The sequence below is a fragment of the Leclercia sp. J807 genome, from assembly GCF_009734465.1.
Taxonomy (GTDB): domain Bacteria; phylum Pseudomonadota; class Gammaproteobacteria; order Enterobacterales; family Enterobacteriaceae; genus Enterobacter.
In genome coordinates, this window is sequence record NZ_CP046446.1 from 724,119 (window position 1) to 741,310 (window position 17,192).

General features: G+C 55.4%; 15 protein-coding genes. 14 read left to right on the top strand and 1 reads right to left on the bottom strand.

What is annotated here, in order from left to right:
- Positions 1 to 52: 52 nt before the first annotated feature.
- A complete protein-coding gene (gene leuL, locus GNG26_RS22780; protein ID WP_103178258.1) occupies positions 53 to 139 on the bottom strand; it encodes a leu operon leader peptide in 87 nt (28 codons plus the stop codon).
- A gap of 633 nt (positions 140 to 772) precedes the next feature.
- On the opposite strand from leuL, the gene leuO reads away from it, so the two are divergent.
- The 14 genes from leuO to murG all read left to right on the top strand — a co-directional run bounded on the left by leuO (position 773) and on the right by murG (position 17,177).
- Positions 773 to 1,717 carry a transcriptional regulator LeuO gene (leuO, locus tag GNG26_RS03380; RefSeq protein ID WP_139157125.1) on the top strand — a complete coding sequence of 315 codons (945 nt, stop codon included), beginning with the start codon at positions 773 to 775 and terminating at the stop codon, positions 1,715 to 1,717.
- A 385-nt stretch (positions 1,718 to 2,102) separates the two neighbouring features.
- A complete protein-coding gene (gene ilvI / locus GNG26_RS03385) occupies positions 2,103 to 3,827 on the top strand; it encodes an acetolactate synthase 3 large subunit (protein ID WP_156237806.1) in 1,725 nt (574 codons plus the stop codon).
- Positions 3,827 to 4,318, top strand: a complete 492-nt coding sequence (ilvN, locus tag GNG26_RS03390; RefSeq protein WP_032616525.1) for an acetolactate synthase small subunit — start codon at positions 3,827 to 3,829, stop codon at positions 4,316 to 4,318. Before ilvI ends, ilvN begins: the two co-directional genes overlap by 1 nt.
- Before the next feature lie 179 nt (positions 4,319 to 4,497).
- The gene (gene cra, locus GNG26_RS03395; RefSeq protein WP_103823241.1) at positions 4,498 to 5,502 is read left to right on the top strand and encodes a catabolite repressor/activator; all 1,005 of its coding nucleotides are present in this window, start codon (positions 4,498 to 4,500) and stop codon (positions 5,500 to 5,502) included.
- Between the two features lie 599 nt (positions 5,503 to 6,101).
- Positions 6,102 to 6,560, top strand: coding sequence for a division/cell wall cluster transcriptional repressor MraZ (gene mraZ / locus GNG26_RS03400; RefSeq protein ID WP_103178262.1), 459 nt, complete (start codon positions 6,102 to 6,104; stop codon positions 6,558 to 6,560).
- A 2-nt stretch (positions 6,561 to 6,562) separates the two neighbouring features.
- Positions 6,563 to 7,504, top strand: a complete 942-nt coding sequence (gene rsmH, locus GNG26_RS03405; RefSeq protein WP_103178263.1) for a 16S rRNA (cytosine(1402)-N(4))-methyltransferase RsmH — start codon at positions 6,563 to 6,565, stop codon at positions 7,502 to 7,504.
- Positions 7,501 to 7,866: a cell division protein FtsL gene (ftsL, locus tag GNG26_RS03410; RefSeq protein ID WP_103823242.1), complete on the top strand. Its 366-nt coding sequence runs from the start codon at positions 7,501 to 7,503 to the stop codon at positions 7,864 to 7,866. The genes rsmH and ftsL overlap by 4 nt, the downstream gene beginning before the upstream one ends.
- A 15-nt stretch (positions 7,867 to 7,881) precedes the next feature.
- Complete coding sequence (locus tag GNG26_RS03415) at positions 7,882 to 9,648, top strand: peptidoglycan glycosyltransferase FtsI (protein ID WP_114315899.1); 1,767 nt, start codon at positions 7,882 to 7,884, stop codon at positions 9,646 to 9,648.
- Positions 9,635 to 11,122, top strand: a complete 1,488-nt coding sequence (murE, locus tag GNG26_RS03420; protein ID WP_156237808.1) for a UDP-N-acetylmuramoyl-L-alanyl-D-glutamate--2,6-diaminopimelate ligase — start codon at positions 9,635 to 9,637, stop codon at positions 11,120 to 11,122. The genes GNG26_RS03415 and murE overlap by 14 nt, the downstream gene beginning before the upstream one ends.
- Positions 11,119 to 12,477: a UDP-N-acetylmuramoyl-tripeptide--D-alanyl-D-alanine ligase gene (gene murF, locus GNG26_RS03425; RefSeq protein ID WP_156237810.1), complete on the top strand. Its 1,359-nt coding sequence runs from the start codon at positions 11,119 to 11,121 to the stop codon at positions 12,475 to 12,477. The genes murE and murF overlap by 4 nt, the downstream gene beginning before the upstream one ends.
- Positions 12,471 to 13,553, top strand: a complete 1,083-nt coding sequence (gene mraY / locus GNG26_RS03430) for a phospho-N-acetylmuramoyl-pentapeptide-transferase (RefSeq protein WP_103823246.1) — start codon at positions 12,471 to 12,473, stop codon at positions 13,551 to 13,553. Before murF ends, mraY begins: the two co-directional genes overlap by 7 nt.
- 2 nt (positions 13,554 to 13,555) lie before the next feature.
- On the top strand, positions 13,556 to 14,872 hold the full coding sequence (gene murD, locus GNG26_RS03435) for a UDP-N-acetylmuramoyl-L-alanine--D-glutamate ligase (RefSeq protein ID WP_156237812.1): 1,317 nt from the start codon (positions 13,556 to 13,558) through the stop codon (positions 14,870 to 14,872).
- Positions 14,872 to 16,116 carry a cell division protein FtsW gene (gene ftsW / locus GNG26_RS03440; RefSeq protein ID WP_039030375.1) on the top strand — a complete coding sequence of 415 codons (1,245 nt, stop codon included), beginning with the start codon at positions 14,872 to 14,874 and terminating at the stop codon, positions 16,114 to 16,116. Before murD ends, ftsW begins: the two co-directional genes overlap by 1 nt.
- The gene (murG, locus tag GNG26_RS03445) at positions 16,113 to 17,177 is read left to right on the top strand and encodes an undecaprenyldiphospho-muramoylpentapeptide beta-N-acetylglucosaminyltransferase (protein WP_103823248.1); all 1,065 of its coding nucleotides are present in this window, start codon (positions 16,113 to 16,115) and stop codon (positions 17,175 to 17,177) included. The genes ftsW and murG overlap by 4 nt, the downstream gene beginning before the upstream one ends.
- Positions 17,178 to 17,192: the final 15 nt, after the last annotated feature.

Sequence of the window (17,192 nt, forward strand, 5' to 3'; positions counted from 1 at the left end):
ATAAAAAAACCCGCGCAGTGGCGCGGGTTTTTTGTCTTAACCAGAGAACGATTCAACGCTGAATTTCGCCCGCCAGTCTACCGCGCACAGTGGATGCGTTTAGTAGTAGTAGACCGGTGAAACGAATGCTGCGAATCATGAATCAGCTCCAGATAAATAAGATATGCTTTTAGTGGTACTGGATACGCGGATTGATGTCAACCCCTGCCAGGCGAAAACCCCCATTCACCCGCAAGACCCGGGTGGAAACAATTAGCTTATTGTGCTGGTTTTTCCCTTTTCTGCCATTTTCTTATTCTGAATTATGTGTGCGAATTTATCAGTTGAATCGTTTGCATATACTTTATTGCAATTGCTTAAAATCCAGGAACAATAAGTCATCATTTTGAATCCTTTAACTTTCATTAAGTTATCATGATAATTGCGTTGTTACAGGTTGTAAGGTGATTGGCCTGATAATGAATTGTTAAATAATTTAATTAAGTTGCTGTTAATATTTCATTAAAACTTAAATGAGCCTTAACGAGAAGCCATATTGTTTATTTGCGTGATCTATGGTTTCATTCGCAACATAAACTAATTAGTATGTTTTATTGTTTTTTAAACATGTTTTCTTATCTTATGTCTGAGTCCTGTCACGGCTGGCGGGTATTTATATATTCCTAATTTGTAACATTTCTCTTTAGCTTGTTTTATATGCGTGATAAATCATATTTTCAAAATTTATTGTTACACACGAGGAAAGGAGTTCAGCGTGACAATGGAGCAGGATATGTGTGAAGAAAGTAGCGAAAAATCGCCTGTATCAGAGGGGGCAAAACCACAGCTCCGTACGGTGGACCTGAATCTTTTAACGGTTTTCGATGCGGTCATGCAGGAACAAAATATTACGCGTGCCGCCCAGTCGCTGGGGATGTCTCAGCCGGCTGTCAGCAATGCCGTTGCAAGACTCAAGGTTATGTTTAATGACGAATTATTCGTTCGTTATGGCCGTGGCATTCAGCCTACAGCCCGTGCCTATCAGTTGTTTGCATCGGTACGGCAGGCGCTTCAGCTTGTGCAGAATGAACTACCGGGTTCCGGGTTCGACTCGCGCAGCAGCGAGCGTGTTTTCCATCTGTGCGTTTGCAGCCCTCTGGATAATTATCTGACCTCACTTATTTACAATAAGGTGGAGGAAGTTGCACCCAATATTCAGCTGGTTTTTAAGTCATCCCTTAACCAGAATACGGAACATCAGCTGCGGTATCAGGAAACGGAGTTTGTTATTGGCTACGAAGAATTTCGTCGCCCCGAATTTTCTTGCGTACCGTTATTCAAGGATGAAATGGTACTGGTTACCAGCAAAACGCATCCGCGCCTTAATGGTATGCTGCAGGAGAGCGATATTTATCGCGAACAGCATGCGGTTGTTGCGCTCGATCGCTACGCCTCTTTTAGCCAGCCATGGTATGACACGCCAGATAAGCAGGCCTGTGTAGCTTACCAGGGGATGGCGATGGTCAGCGTATTAAATATCGTCTCGCAAACTCACCTGGTTGCCATCGCCCCGCGCTGGCTGGCTGAAGAGTTTGCCGAGCCGCTGAGCCTGCGGATTATGCCGTTGCCGCTGAACCTTAACTCACGCACCTGCTATCTCTCATGGCATGAAGCGGCCGGTCGCGATAAAGGTCATCAGTGGATGGAAGAGCTGTTGGTTAGCGTCTGCCGTCGATAAATGTGGTCAGGATAAATTTCAGTATTATTGTTATTTATCCTGACTTTTTTTTCGTTTCTGAAATTTTATTCTGTTGAGGATATTTTCACTGCCCTTTGCTGGCCGTAAAAATGCATGAATTACTGTGCCGCCCCCATTTTAAATGATGAACGCTCACTCACCTTCGTTCTCGTAGTCGATTTATCCATAACAAATATTAATACCTCGTTTTTCTTCTTTTGTGATCCTGCGCCAGCCGGGGTTTGCTAATTGCCTGCCTTCCGGCGAGCGGTTATGGTAACTGTCACTCTGCACAATAAAAATCGCCAGGGGTAACCCTGACAAAAAAGACGGCGCAGTGCATATTTCTCCTGTCCGTCTGAAACGATAAGCCTGGAGGCAAATCATGGAGATGTTGTCTGGCGCCGAAATGGTCGTCCGATCGTTAATCGATCAGGGCGTGAAGCAAGTGTTCGGTTACCCTGGAGGCGCGGTCCTCGATATTTACGACGCACTACATACCGTTGGCGGTATCGATCACGTCCTGGTGCGTCATGAGCAAGCCGCCGTACATATGGCTGATGGACTGGCACGTGCGACAGGTGAAGTGGGGGTCGTGCTGGTGACATCGGGTCCTGGCGCGACGAACGCCATTACGGGTATCGCTACCGCCTATATGGATTCCATTCCGATGGTGGTGCTCTCCGGTCAGGTTGCAACCTCGCTGATTGGCTATGATGCCTTTCAGGAGTGCGACATGGTCGGCATCTCCCGTCCGGTGGTGAAACACAGTTTCCTGGTCAAGCAGACGGAAGATATTCCGGGCGTGCTGAAAAAGGCCTTCTGGCTGGCGGCCAGCGGGCGTCCGGGGCCGGTGGTGGTGGACCTTCCGAAAGATATTCTCAACCCGGCCAATAAATTGCCTTATGTCTGGCCGGAGTCGGTCAGCATGCGTTCGTATAACCCTACTACCCAGGGTCATAAGGGGCAGATTAAGCGTGCCCTGCAAACCCTGATAGCGGCCAAAAAGCCGGTGGTCTATGTTGGCGGCGGGGCGGTGAACGCCCAGTGCGAAACGCAGCTGCGTGCGCTTATCGAAAAGCTGAACCTGCCGGTGGCCTCCTCATTAATGGGGCTCGGGGCGTTCCCGGCTTCCCATCGTCAGGCGCTCGGCATGCTCGGTATGCACGGCACTTACGAAGCCAATATGACGATGCACAACTCCGACGTTATTTTTGCCGTTGGGGTGCGCTTTGACGATCGCACCACCAATAACCTGGCGAAATATTGTCCTGATGCCACGGTGCTGCACATTGACATCGATCCCACCTCGATTTCCAAAACCGTGCCGGCGGATGTGCCAATTGTGGGCGATGCGCGTCAGGTGCTGGATCAGATGCTGGAGCTGCTGGCGCAGGAAAATTATGCCCAGCCGCTCGACGATATTCGTGACTGGTGGCTGCAGATTGAGCAGTGGCGTGCGCGTCAGTGCCTGAAATACGATACCCAAAGCGAGAACATCAAGCCGCAGGCGGTGATTGAAACTATCTGGCGTCTGACCAAAGGCGACGCTTACGTGACCTCGGACGTCGGCCAGCACCAGATGTTTGCCGCCCTCTATTACCCGTTTGATAAGCCACGTCGTTGGATCAACTCCGGCGGTCTGGGCACCATGGGCTTTGGCCTGCCCGCCGCGCTGGGCGTAAAGCTGGCATTACCGGAAGAGACGGTGGTCTGCGTGACCGGTGATGGCAGTATCCAGATGAACATTCAGGAGCTCTCCACCGCGCTGCAGTACGAGCTGCCGGTGCTGGTGCTCAATCTGAACAACGGCTATCTGGGGATGGTGAAGCAGTGGCAGGATATGATCTATTCCGGTCGCCATTCGCAGTCCTATATGAATTCATTGCCGGATTTTGTTCGTCTGGCAGAGGCTTACGGCCACATTGGTATGCGTATCAGTCATCCGACAGAGCTGGAAGCGAAGCTCAGTGAAGCCCTTGAGCACGTTAAAAATAACCGTCTGGTCTTTGTCGATGTGGTTGTGGATGGCACCGAGCATGTTTATCCGATGCATATTCGCGGCGGCGGTATGGATGAAATGTGGTTAAGCAAAACGGAGAGAACCTGATGCGCCGGATATTATCTGTATTACTGGAAAACGAGTCCGGTGCGCTGTCGCGCGTGATTGGGCTCTTTGCACAGCGTGGCTACAATATTGAAAGCCTGACGGTAGCGCCGACAGACGATCCCACGCTTTCCCGCATGACCATCCAGACGGTGGGCGATGCCAAGGTGCTGGAGCAGATCGAAAAGCAGCTGCACAAACTGGTGGATGTGTTACGCGTCAGCGAGTTGGGGCAGGGGGCCTACGTTGAACGTGAAATCATGCTGGTGAAAATTCAGGCCACCGGTTACGGACGTGAAGAGGTGAAACGCAATGCGGATATCTTCCGCGGGCAGATCATCGATGTCACACCGTCTATCTACACCGTTCAGCTTGCCGGCACCAGCGATAAGCTGGATGCTTTTCTCGCTTCGGTGCGGGATGTGGCAAAAATTGTCGAAGTGGCGCGTTCAGGCGTTGTGGGACTTTCCCGCGGCGACAAAGTGATGCGTTAAGGATAAAAAGTTCGCCTCTCTATTGCCCGGTGCGATTAACCGGGCTTTTTTTTGCGCACCGATGCCGGTGTCGCGACAAAAGCGGTTGCCGCACAGACTATTCTGCGTTTAGATGTTACAAGATTTAGCCATAACCCTGACGAGGTCATGGACTCTTTTCTTTTTTTTAAGGGGTAATTGTGAAACTGGATGAAATCGCCAGGCTCGCCGGTGTGTCGCGAACGACGGCAAGCTATGTGATTAACGGTAAAGCGAAGCAGTATCGTGTCAGCGACAAGACCGTTGAGAAAGTCATGGCAGTGGTTCGTGAACATAACTACCATCCGAATGCTGTCGCAGCAGGTCTGCGTGCCGGGCGTACCCGTTCGATCGGCCTGGTGATCCCGGATCTGGAGAACACCAGTTACACCCGGATCGCCAACTATCTTGAGCGTCAGGCGCGTCAGCGCGGCTATCAACTGTTGATCGCCTGCTCAGAAGATCAGCCCGATAACGAAATGCGTTGCATCGAGCATCTCCTCCAGCGCCAGGTCGATGCCATTATCGTTTCAACCTCGTTACCTCCGGAGCATCCTTTCTATCAGCGTTGGGCTAATGATTCCTTCCCGATTGTCGCCCTCGACCGTGCATTAGATCGCGAACATTTCACCAGCGTGGTGGGTGCCGATCAGGACGATGCTGAAATGCTGGCGGCAGAGCTGCGTACCTTCCCGGCGGAAAATGTCCTCTACCTGGGGGCGTTGCCGGAACTCTCCGTGAGCTTTCTGCGCGAGCAGGGTTTCCGCACCGCCTGGAAAGACGATCCCCGTAAAGTGGATTTCCTCTATGCCAACAGTTACGAGCGCGAAGCCTCGGCGCAGCTGTTCGAGAAGTGGCTGGAAACCCATCCGATGCCACAGGCGCTGTTCACCACCTCTTTTGCCCTGTTGCAAGGGGTGATGGACGTGACGCTGCGCCGCGAAGGTAAGCTGCCGTCCGATCTGGCGATTGCGACCTTTGGCGATCACGAACTGCTCGATTTCCTGCAGTGCCCGGTGCTGGCAGTCGCCCAGCGTCATCGTGACGTGGCAGAACGGGTGCTGGAGATTGTGCTGGCGAGTCTCGATGAGCCGCGTAAGCCTAAACCGGGCCTGACGCGCATCCGTCGTAACCTCTATCGTCGCGGCATATTGAGCCGGTCATAAGAGATACAGGGCAGTGGAAACTGCCCTGAATTTATTGCTATTAATCCGTTCAGGAATGCCCTTATTCTTTTTAAGATAATTCTATAAAAAACATCGGCTCACAGCCTTTTTATTTCACTTTGCTATTTAAAACTTCTTTTCATGTTTATTTAAAAGCCATTAATGACATTATTTGTATTATTTTGTTACACAACCGATCATCATTGCTGAATTATCAACCGTTTTTGCCCCCTGAATTTTCCGCCATCCGCTTATCAGCGTTCGACGCGGCGGCAGCGTTGAATCTGGCGCTGTTCACCCCTGACGATATGGCTTAAAATGCCGCCCGCGTCGCAAACTGACACTTTATATTTGGTTGCGACGAAATGAGTGATTTTTAACGCTGCTCTGCATATTGGAGTTTTTTCTCACAAATATTCATCACGTTAATTTTGCCTCGCCAGTTGTACGGTTAATAGCCTGATTAACTTCCGTTCGTAAATCAGTAACATTTAGACTGATGTCGCGGAAGTCCTGGCTTGACAAGCTTTTCCATCGCTCCGTAAACTCCCTTAAGTGGGAATTTGTGGGTAAAAGTGGTGAGGAGGGGTGAGACTGGCATGTTCCGTGGAGCGACGTTAGTCAATCTCGACAGCAAAGGGCGTTTGTCGGTACCAACCCGATATCGCGACCAGCTGAACGAGAGCGCTTCTGGTCAAATGGTCTGCACCATTGACATCAACCACGCCTGCCTGTTGCTTTACCCCTTGCCTGAATGGGAAATCATTGAGCAAAAGCTGTCTCGACTGTCGAGCATGAACCCGCAGGAACGCCGCGTGCAGCGGTTGTTATTGGGTCATGCCAGTGAATGTCAGATGGATAGTGCGGGGCGTTTATTGATTGCGCCAGTGCTGCGGCAGCATGCGGGTCTGACAAAAGAAGTGATGCTGGTCGGACAGTTCAATAAGTTTGAACTGTGGGATGAAACGGCCTGGTATCAACGGGTCAAGGAAGATATCGACGCTGAGCAGTCTGATTCCGCGACATTGTCGGAACGATTGCAGGATTTGTCTCTATAAATATGATGGAAAATTATAAACATACGACGGTGCTACTGGATGAGGCCGTCAATGGCCTGAATATTCGTCCTGATGGCATCTATATTGATGGCACTTTTGGCCGGGGTGGCCACTCACGTTTAATCCTCTCCCAACTGGGCGCGGAAGGCCGTTTGCTGGCGATCGATCGCGATCCGCAGGCCATTGCCGTGGCAAAAACCATTGATGATCCACGCTTTTCTATTGTTCATGGTCCTTTCTCTGCGCTGGCTGATTACGTCAGCGAGCGCGATTTAACCGGCAAGATCGACGGCATTCTTCTCGATCTTGGCGTCTCCTCACCGCAGCTTGATGACGCTGAACGTGGCTTCTCCTTTATGCGCGACGGTCCGCTGGACATGCGTATGGATCCAACGCGCGGCCAGTCCGCCGCCGAGTGGCTGCAAACGGCTGATGAAGCGGATATCGCCTGGGTGATCAAAACCTTTGGCGAAGAGCGTTTTGGCAAGCGTATCGCACGCGCCATCGTTGAGCGCAACCGCATTGAGCCGATGACCCGCACCAAAGAGCTGGCAGAAGTCATTGCGGCGGCAACGCCAGTGAAGGATAAGTACAAACATCCCGCCACCCGTACTTTCCAGGCGATTCGCATCTGGGTGAACAGCGAGCTCGAGGAGATCGAGCAGGCGCTGAAAAGTTCGCTTGGCGTACTCGCGCCGGGTGGTCGCCTGTCGATTATCAGCTTCCACTCGCTGGAAGATCGCATCGTGAAGCGTTTTATGCGCGAGCAAAGCCGCGGTCCGCAGGTGCCAGCCGGTTTACCGATGACGGAAGAGCAGCTTAAAAAGCTGGGTGGCCGTCAGCTGCGCGCATTGGGCAAGTTAATGCCGGGCGAGGCAGAAGTGGAAGAGAATCCACGCGCCCGTAGTTCAGTGCTGCGTATTGCAGAAAGGACGAGTGCATGATCGGCAAAGTGGCAGGCACCTTAAGCAAGGTCAAAGAGACGTTAGGCAGCAACGAGCGTCATGCGTTGCCGGGCGTGATCTGGGACGATCTGTTGCGTTTCGGCAAGCTGCCACTGTGCCTGTTTATTTGCATCATTGTGTCGGCGATCACCGTCGTGACCACCGCGCACCATACCCGTTTGTTAACGGCGCAGCGCGAACAGCTGGTGCTGGAGCGTGATGCGCTGGATATCGAGTGGCGAAATCTGATCCTTGAAGAAAATGCGCTCGGCGATCACAGCCGGGTGGAACGGATCGCAACGGAAAAGCTGCAGATGCAGCATGTTGATCCCTCTCAGGAAAATATCGTAGTACAAAAATAAGGAAAAACGCGACGCATGAAATCCGCGGCGAAGGCGCTAAAACCAAAACGTCAGGAAGAACAGGCCAGCTTTATCAGCTGGCGTTTTGCGTTGCTGTGCGGCTGCATTTTACTGGCGCTGGGTTTCCTGCTGGGACGCGTGGCGTGGCTGCAGATCATTGCCCCCGACATGCTGGTGCGCCAGGGCGATATGCGCTCCCTGCGCGTTCAGGAAGTCTCGACATCGCGTGGCCTGATCACCGACCGTTCTGGCCGCCCGCTGGCGGTCAGCGTACCGGTGAAAGCGATCTGGGCGGATCCAAAAGAGCTGCATGACGCTGGCGGGATCTCCCTGGATAACCGCTGGAAGGCACTCTCTGACGCGCTGAAAATGCCACTCGATCAGCTGGCTGCTCGCGTCAATGCTAACCCGAAAGGGCGCTTTATCTATCTGGCACGTCAGGTAAACCCTGACATGGCCGACTACATCAAAAAATTGAAGCTGCCCGGCATTCACCTGCGTGAAGAGTCGCGTCGCTACTACCCGTCCGGAGAAGTGACCGCCCACCTGATTGGCTTTACCAACGTCGACAGTCAGGGGATTGAAGGCGTTGAGAAGAGTTTCGATAAGTGGCTGACCGGTCAGCCGGGCGAGCGCGTGGTGCGTAAAGACCGCTATGGTCGCGTGATTGAAGATATTTCTTCCACGGACAGCCAGGCGGCGCACAACCTGGCGTTGAGTATTGACGAGCGTTTACAGGCGCTGGTCTACCGTGAGCTGAATAACGCCGTTGCCTTTAACAAAGCGGAATCCGGCAGCGCCGTGCTGGTGGATGTCAGCACCGGTGAAGTGCTGGCGATGGCCAACAGCCCCTCTTACAACCCGAACAATTTTACCGGCACGGCCAAAGACGCCATGCGTAACCGCGCCATTACCGACGTCTTCGAGCCGGGTTCAACGGTGAAACCGATGGTGGTGATGACCGCCCTGCAGCGCGGTATCGTCAATGAAAACACCGTGTTGAATACCGTGCCTTACCGCATCAACGGTCACGAGATCAAAGACGTGGCGCGTTACAGCGAATTGACCCTCACCGGGGTTTTACAGAAGTCGAGTAACGTTGGCGTTTCTAAGCTGGCGTTAGCGATGCCGTCCTCAGCGTTGGTAGAAACTTACTCACGTTTTGGGCTGGGAAAGGCGACCAATTTGGGGTTGGTCGGAGAACGCAGTGGCTTATATCCTCAAAAACAACGGTGGTCTGACATAGAGAGGGCCACCTTCTCTTTCGGCTACGGGCTAATGGTAACGCCGTTACAGTTGGCGCGTGTCTATGCAACGATTGGCAGCTATGGCGTCTATCGCCCGCTCTCAATTACCAAAGTTGATCCCCCGGTTCCCGGTGAGCGTATCTTCCCGGAATCGATCGTCCGTACCGTCGTTCACATGATGGAAAGCGTGGCGCTGCCCGGCGGCGGCGGCGTGAAGGCGGCGATCAAAGGCTATCGCATCGCGATCAAAACCGGTACGGCGAAAAAAGTCGGGCCAGATGGCCGCTACATCAATAAATACATTGCATATACCGCAGGCGTTGCGCCTGCGAGTAATCCGCGTTTTGCGCTGGTGGTCGTCATCAACGATCCACAGGCGGGTAAATACTACGGTGGCGCCGTTTCCGCGCCGGTCTTCGGTGCCATCATGGGCGGCGTACTGCGCACCATGAACATCGAGCCGGATGCGCTGGCAACGGGCGAGAAAAGTGAATTTGTAATTAATCAAGGCGAGGGAACAGGTGGCAGATCGTAATTTGCGCGACCTTCTTGCTCCGTGGGTAACAGGCTTACCTGCGAGAGAACTGCGAGAGATGGTACTCGACAGCCGTGTGGCTGCCTCGGGCGATCTTTTTGTGGCAGTCGTAGGTCATCAGGCGGACGGGCGTCGGTATATCCCGCAGGCGATAGCGCAAGGTGTTGCTGCCATTATTGCTGAGGCAAAAGATGAGGCCACTGACGGTGAAGTCCGTGAAATGCATGGCGTGCCGGTCATCTATCTCAGCCAGCTGAATGAACGTCTCTCTGCGCTGGCGGGACGTTTTTATAACGAACCCTCAGACCGGTTGCGTCTGGTTGGCGTAACCGGCACCAACGGTAAAACCACCACCACGCAGCTGATGGCGCAGTGGGCGCAACTGCTGGGTGAAACCAGCGCGGTGATGGGGACCGTGGGTAATGGTCTGTTGGGCAAAGTGAACCCAACGGAAAATACCACCGGCTCTGCCGTTGACGTACAGCACGTGCTCGCCGGTCTGGCAGGGCAGGGCGCGACCTTCGCGGCGATGGAAGTCTCTTCTCACGGGCTGGTACAGCACCGTGTCGCGGCGCTGAAATTTGCCGCCTCTGTGTTCACTAACCTGAGCCGGGATCACCTCGATTACCATGGCGACATGGAAAACTACGAAGCGGCGAAATGGCAGCTGTATGCCACGCATCACTGCGGTCAGGCGATCATCAACGCCGATGACGACGTCGGCCGCCGCTGGCTGGCTAAACTGCCGGATGCCGTTGCGGTCTCCATGGCCGATCATATCAATCCGAACTGCCACGGCCGCTGGCTGAAGGCCACCGACGTGACCTATCACGATAGCGGTGCGACCATTCGCTTTGCTTCGAGCTGGGGTGAGGGGGAAATCGAGAGTCGCCTGATGGGGGCATTCAACGTCAGCAACCTGCTGCTGGCTCTCGCGACCCTGCTGGCGCTGGGTTATCCGCTGGCGGAACTGCTCCGTACCTCCGCGCGCCTGCAGCCGGTTTGCGGACGCATGGAAGTCTTCACCGCCCCAGGCAAACCGACGGTGGTGGTGGATTATGCCCACACGCCGGATGCGCTGGAGAAAGCGCTGGAAGCCGCGCGCCTGCACTGTGCCGGTAAACTGTGGTGCGTCTTTGGCTGCGGCGGCGATCGTGATAAAGGCAAACGTCCGCTGATGGGTGCCATTGCTGAACAATTCGCGGATATCGCGGTCGTGACCGATGACAACCCGCGCACCGAAGAGCCGCGCGCCATCATCAACGACATTCTGGCCGGTATGCTGGATGCGGGCCGTGCCCGCGTGGTGGAAGGCCGCGCAGAAGCGGTGACTAACGCCATCATGCAGGCTAACGAGAACGATGTGGTGCTGCTGGCCGGTAAAGGCCACGAAGATTATCAGATTGTCGGCACCAACCGTCTGGATTACTCCGACCGTGTAACCGCGGCGCGTCTGCTGGGAGTAATGGCATGATCAGCGTAACGCTAAGCCAGCTTGCGACGATCCTGCGCGCAGACGTCAGCGGCGATGAGATGAGTTTCGATGCGGTGACCACCGACACGCGTAAAATCACCCCCGGCTGCCTGTTTGTGGCGCTTAAGGGTGAGCGTTTCGATGCGCACGATTTTGCTGAGCAGGCGAAAGCCGCGGGCGCAGGTGCGCTGCTGGTCAGCCGTAAACTGGATATCGACCTGCCGCAGGCGGTGGTAAAAGATACCCGTCTGGCGTTTGGTGAACTGGCGGCATGGGTTCGCCAGCAGGTTCCGACGCACGTTGTGGCGCTGACCGGCTCCTCTGGTAAAACGTCCGTTAAAGAGATGACGGCCGCCATCCTCACCCAGTGTGGCAATACTCTCTATACCGCAGGCAATCTGAACAACGATATTGGCGTACCGATGACGCTGCTGCGTCTGACCCGCGAGCATGAGTTTGCGGTAATCGAACTCGGTGCCAATCACCAGGGTGAAATCGCCTGGACCGTTAGCCTGACGCAACCGGAAGCGGCGCTGGTGAATAACCTGGCGGCGGCACATCTGGAAGGCTTCGGCTCGCTCGAAGGCGTGGCAAAAGCGAAGGGCGAGATCTATACCGGCCTGCCAGCCAACGGCATCGCCATTATGAATGCCGACAACAACGACTGGCTGAACTGGCAAAGCGTTATCGGGGATCGCAAAACCTGGCGCTTCTCGCCTAATGCTGCGAACAGCGACTTCACCGCCAACAACATTCATGTGACCTCTCACGGCACCGAATTTACGTTGCAGACCCCAACGGGGAATGTGGACGTACTGCTGCCGCTGCCGGGCCGCCACAACATCGCCAACGCTCTGGCGGCGAGTGCGCTGGCGATGGCCGTCGGCGCGCCGCTGTCTGCTATCAAAAGCGGGCTGGCAAACCTCAAAGCCGTTCCCGGACGCCTGTTCCCGATCCCGCTGGCGGAAAACAAACTGCTGCTGGATGACTCCTACAACGCCAACGTCGGCTCCATGACTGCCGCCGTACAGGTGCTGTCTGAGATGCCTGGCTATCGCGTGATGGTCGTCGGCGATATGGCCGAGCTGGGCGATGAAAGCGAAACCTGCCATCAGCAAGTGGGCGAGGCGGCAAAAGCCTCCGGTATCGATCGCGTATTAAGCGCCGGTCATCTCAGCAAATTTATCAGCCAGGCCAGCGGCGTCGGTGAGCACTTTGCCGATAAAGCGGCGTTGATCGCTCGCCTTAAGGCACTGGTTGCAGAACAACAAATTGTGACAGTTTTAGTGAAAGGTTCACGCAGTGCTGCCATGGAAGAGGTTGTGCACGCTTTACAGGAGAATGGGACATGTTAGTTTGGCTGGCCGAGCATTTGGTCAAATATTATTCCGGCTTTAACGTCTTTTCCTATCTGACGTTTCGCGCCATCGTCAGCCTGCTGACTGCGCTGTTCATCTCATTGTGGATGGGTCCGCGCATGATTGCCCGTCTGCAAAAACTCTCTTTCGGCCAGGTAGTACGTAACGACGGCCCGGAATCACACTTCAGTAAACGCGGTACGCCGACCATGGGCGGCATTATGATCCTCACCGCGATTGTGGTGTCGGTGCTGCTGTGGGCTTACCCGTCAAACCCGTACGTCTGGTGCGTGCTGGTGGTGCTGATCGGATACGGGATTATCGGTTTTGTCGATGACTACCGCAAAGTAGTACGTAAAGACACCAAAGGTCTGATCGCCCGCTGGAAGTATTTCTGGATGTCGGTGATTGCCCTGGGCGTGGCCTTCGCGCTCTATCTGGCAGGAAAAGACACCCCCGCTACCGAGCTGGTGGTGCCGTTCTTTAAAGATGTGATGCCGCAGCTGGGCCTGTTCTACATTCTGCTGGCCTACTTTGTGATTGTCGGTACCGGCAACGCGGTAAACCTGACCGACGGTCTTGATGGCCTGGCCATTATGCCAACGGTCTTCGTCGCGGCGGGCTTTGCCCTGGTGGCGTGGGCGAGCGGCAACATGAACTTCGCCAGCTATCTGCATATTCCTTATCTGCGCCACGCCGGTGAGCTGGTGATCGTCTGCACGGCGATTGTCGGCGCAGGTTTAGGCTTCCTGTGGTTCAACACCTACCCGGCGCAGGTCTTTATGGGCGACGTCGGTTCTCTGGCACTGGGCGGCGCGCTGGGCATTATTGCCGTGCTGCTGCGCCAGGAGTTCCTGCTGGTGATCATGGGCGGTGTGTTCGTGGTTGAAACCCTGTCGGTGATCCTGCAGGTAGGCTCTTTCAAGCTGCGCGGTCAGCGCATCTTCCGGATGGCGCCTATCCATCACCACTATGAACTGAAAGGCTGGCCGGAACCGCGCGTCATTGTGCGCTTCTGGATTATTTCGCTGATGCTGGTGCTGATTGGCCTGGCAACGCTGAAGGTACGTTAATCATGGCAGATTACCAGGGTAAAAAAGTCGTTATCATCGGGTTAGGCTTAACCGGCCTCTCCTGCGTGGACTTTTTCCTCGCGCGGGGCGTCACGCCGCGCGTGATGGATACGCGTGTCTCTCCGCCTGGTCTGGATAAACTGCCGGAACAGGTTGAACGCCACCTTGGTGGTCTGAATGATGACTGGCTGCTGGCAGCCGATCTGATTGTGGCCAGCCCCGGTATGGCGCTGGCGCACCCTTCACTGAGCGCCGCGGCCGATGCAGGCGTTGAGATTGTCGGTGATATCGAGTTGTTCTGCCGCGAAGCGCAGGCGCCAGTTATCGCCATTACCGGTTCTAACGGAAAAAGCACCGTCACCACCCTGGTGGGGGAGATGGCGAAAGCGGCGGGCAAAAATGTCGGCGTTGGCGGCAATATTGGTTTGCCGGCGCTGATGCTGCTGGACAAAGGCTGTGACTTGTACGTGCTGGAACTCTCCAGCTTCCAGCTGGAAACCACCTCCAGCCTGCATGCGGCCGCGGCCACGATCCTGAACGTGACGGAAGATCATATGGACAGGTATCCGTTTGGTCTGCAGCAGTATCGCGCTGCCAAACTGCGTATTTATGAAAATGCGAAAGTCTGCGTCGTTAACGCCGATGATGCCCTGACCATGCCAGTACGCGGCGCTGATGACCGCTGCATCAGCTTTGGTATCACCATGGGTGATTATCATCTGAACCGTCAACTGGGTGAAACCTGGCTGCGGGTGAAAGGTGAGAAAGTGCTGAACGTGAAGGAGATGAAGCTTTCCGGTCAGCATAACTACACCAATGCGCTGGCGGCGCTGGCGCTGGCGGATGCCATCGGTCTTCCACGTTCCTCCAGCTTGCAGGCGTTAACCACCTTTACCGGACTGGCGCACCGTTTCCAGCTGGCGCTGGAGCATAACGGCGTGCGCTGGATCAATGATTCAAAAGCCACCAACGTCGGCAGCACCGAAGCGGCGCTGAACGGCCTGCACGTCGACGGCACTCTGCATCTGCTGCTGGGGGGTGACGGTAAATCCGCCGATTTCACCTCTCTGAAGCAGTATCTCTCCGGCGATAACATCCGTCTCTACTGCTTTGGTCGTGACGGCAGTGAACTGGCTGAACTGCGTCCTGAGATTGCCGAGCAGACCGAAACCATGGAACAGGCAATGCGCCTGATTGCCCCTCGCGTGAAGCCGGGCGATATGGTGCTGCTCTCTCCGGCCTGCGCCAGCCTCGATCAGTTTAAGAATTTCGAACAGCGGGGGGATCTCTTTACCCGCCTGGCGAAGGAGTTAGGCTGATGCGTTTCTCTCTCCCTCGCCCAAAAATGCCGCGCCTGCCAGGATTTGGCATCCTGGTCTGGATCTCGTCGGCATTAAAAGGCTGGGTCATGGGCTCCCGGGATAAAGACTCCGATAGCCTGGTGATGTACGACCGCATGCTGCTCTGGCTCACGCTGGGGCTGGCGGCGATTGGTTTTATTATGGTGACCTCGGCATCGATGCCTGTTGGGCAACGACTGGCGAACGATCCTTTCCTGTTTGCCAAGCGTGACGGGCTCTACATCATCCTGGCGTTCTGTCTGGCGATGGTGACGTTACGCCTGCCGATGGCATTCTGGCAGCGCCACAGTACCGCCATGCTCATCGCCTCGATCGTGATGCTGCTGATTGTGCTGGTGGTCGGGAGCTCGGTGAACGGGGCATCGCGCTGGATTGCTTTTGGCCCGCTGCGTATTCAGCCGGCGGAATTTACTAAGCTCTCGCTCTTCTGCTATCTCGCCAACTACCTGGTGCGTAAAGTGGATGAGGTGCGTAACAACCTGCGCGGTTTCTTAAAACCGATGGGCGTGATTCTGGTGCTGGCGGTACTGCTGCTGGCCCAGCCGGACCTCGGGACCGTGGTGGTACTGTTCGTCACCACGCTGGCGATGCTGTTCCTGGCGGGGGCGAAACTCTGGCAGTTCATCGCCATCATCGGGATGGGGATCTCCGCGGTCGTGCTGCTGATCCTCGCCGAGCCGTATCGTATCCGCCGCGTGACCTCTTTCTGGAATCCCTGGGAAGATCCGTTCGGCAGCGGTTATCAGCTGACCCAGTCGTTGATGGCCTTTGGCCGCGGTGAAATGTGGGGCCAGGGGCTGGGGAACTCGGTCCAGAAACTGGAATATTTACCCGAGGCGCATACCGACTTCATCTTCTCCATTATTGGGGAAGAACTGGGTTATATCGGTGTGGTATTGGCGCTATTAATGGTATTCTTCGTCGCTTTCCGTGCGATGTCGATTGGCCGAAAAGCGCTGGTTATCGATCACCGTTTTTCAGGCTTTTTAGCCTGCTCAATCGGGATCTGGTTTAGCTTCCAGGCGTTGGTTAACGTAGGTGCTGCAGCAGGTATGCTGCCAACCAAAGGTCTGACATTGCCGTTAATCAGTTATGGTGGTTCGAGTCTGTTGATCATGTCGACCGCCATTATGTTCTTGTTACGCATAGATTATGAAACGCGTCTGGAAAATGCCCAGGCGTTTACACGAGGTTCACGATGAATCAACCGAAGCGGTTAATGGTGATGGCGGGCGGTACTGGCGGACATGTGTTCCCCGGGCTCGCGGTTGCGCACCATTTAATGGATCAGGGCTGGCAGGTACGCTGGCTGGGAACCGCCGACCGCATGGAGGCCGATCTGGTGCCGAAGCACGGGATTGAGATCGACTTTATTCGTATCTCCGGGCTGCGCGGCAAGGGGATCAAAGCGTTGCTGCTGGCGCCTGTGCGTATTTTCAACGCCTGGCGTCAGGCGCGGGCGATCATGAAGCGTTTTAAGCCGGACGTAGTGCTGGGGATGGGCGGTTATGTCTCCGGTCCTGGCGGACTGGCGGCGTGGTCGCTGGGTATTCCGGTTGTGCTCCACGAGCAGAACGGTATCGCGGGCCTCACCAATAAATGGCTGGCGAAAATTGCCAGCAAAGTGATGCAGGCTTTTCCAGGGGCATTCCCGAAAGCCGACGTGGTAGGCAACCCGGTGCGTGTTGACGTGCTGGCCCTGCCGTTGCCGCAGGAGCGACTCGTTGGCCGTGAAGGGCCGGTGCGGGTGCTGGTTGTGGGCGGCTCTCAGGGCGCGCGGGTGCTGAACCAGACGCTGCCGCAGGTGGCGGCGAAGCTCGGCAGCGCTGTGACCATCTGGCATCAAAGCGGAAAAGGCGCGCAGCAAACGGTAGAGCAAGCCTATGCCGAAGCCGGACAGCCGCAGCATAAAGTGACTGAATTTATCGACGACATGGCGGCGGCATATGCCTGGGCCGATGTCGTGGTCTGCCGCTCCGGCGCGCTGACGGTGAGCGAGATCGCCGCCGCTGGTCTGCCGGCGCTGTTTGTGCCGTTCCAGCACAAAGACCGTCAGCAGTACTGGAATGCGCTGCCGCTTGAGAAAGCCGGCGCCGCGAAAATTTTTGAACAGCCGCAGTTTACCGCCGACGCGGTCGCCACCACCCTGGCGGGCTGGGACCGGGAGACATTACTGGCGATGGCGCAGCACGCACGTGCCGCCGCGATCCCGGATGCAACGGAGCGGGTGGCGAAAGAAGTGAGCCTGGCAGCCCAGGCGTAACCCTCGCAGCGCGTG

Coding starts and splice junctions, on each gene's coding strand:
- leuL (WP_103178258.1), bottom strand. CDS start 139: ATGATTCGCAGCATTCGTTTCACCGGTCTACTACTACTAAACGCATCC.
- leuO (WP_139157125.1), top strand. CDS start 773: ATGTGTGAAGAAAGTAGCGAAAAATCGCCTGTATCAGAGGGGGCAAAA.
- ilvI (WP_156237806.1), top strand. CDS start 2,103: ATGGAGATGTTGTCTGGCGCCGAAATGGTCGTCCGATCGTTAATCGAT.
- ilvN (WP_032616525.1), top strand. CDS start 3,827: ATGCGCCGGATATTATCTGTATTACTGGAAAACGAGTCCGGTGCGCTG.
- mraZ (WP_103178262.1), top strand. CDS start 6,102: ATGTTCCGTGGAGCGACGTTAGTCAATCTCGACAGCAAAGGGCGTTTG.
- rsmH (WP_103178263.1), top strand. CDS start 6,563: ATGATGGAAAATTATAAACATACGACGGTGCTACTGGATGAGGCCGTC.
- ftsL (WP_103823242.1), top strand. CDS start 7,501: ATGATCGGCAAAGTGGCAGGCACCTTAAGCAAGGTCAAAGAGACGTTA.
- GNG26_RS03415 (WP_114315899.1), top strand. CDS start 7,882: ATGAAATCCGCGGCGAAGGCGCTAAAACCAAAACGTCAGGAAGAACAG.
- murF (WP_156237810.1), top strand. CDS start 11,119: ATGATCAGCGTAACGCTAAGCCAGCTTGCGACGATCCTGCGCGCAGAC.
- mraY (WP_103823246.1), top strand. CDS start 12,471: ATGTTAGTTTGGCTGGCCGAGCATTTGGTCAAATATTATTCCGGCTTT.
- murD (WP_156237812.1), top strand. CDS start 13,556: ATGGCAGATTACCAGGGTAAAAAAGTCGTTATCATCGGGTTAGGCTTA.
- ftsW (WP_039030375.1), top strand. CDS start 14,872: ATGCGTTTCTCTCTCCCTCGCCCAAAAATGCCGCGCCTGCCAGGATTT.
- murG (WP_103823248.1), top strand. CDS start 16,113: ATGAATCAACCGAAGCGGTTAATGGTGATGGCGGGCGGTACTGGCGGA.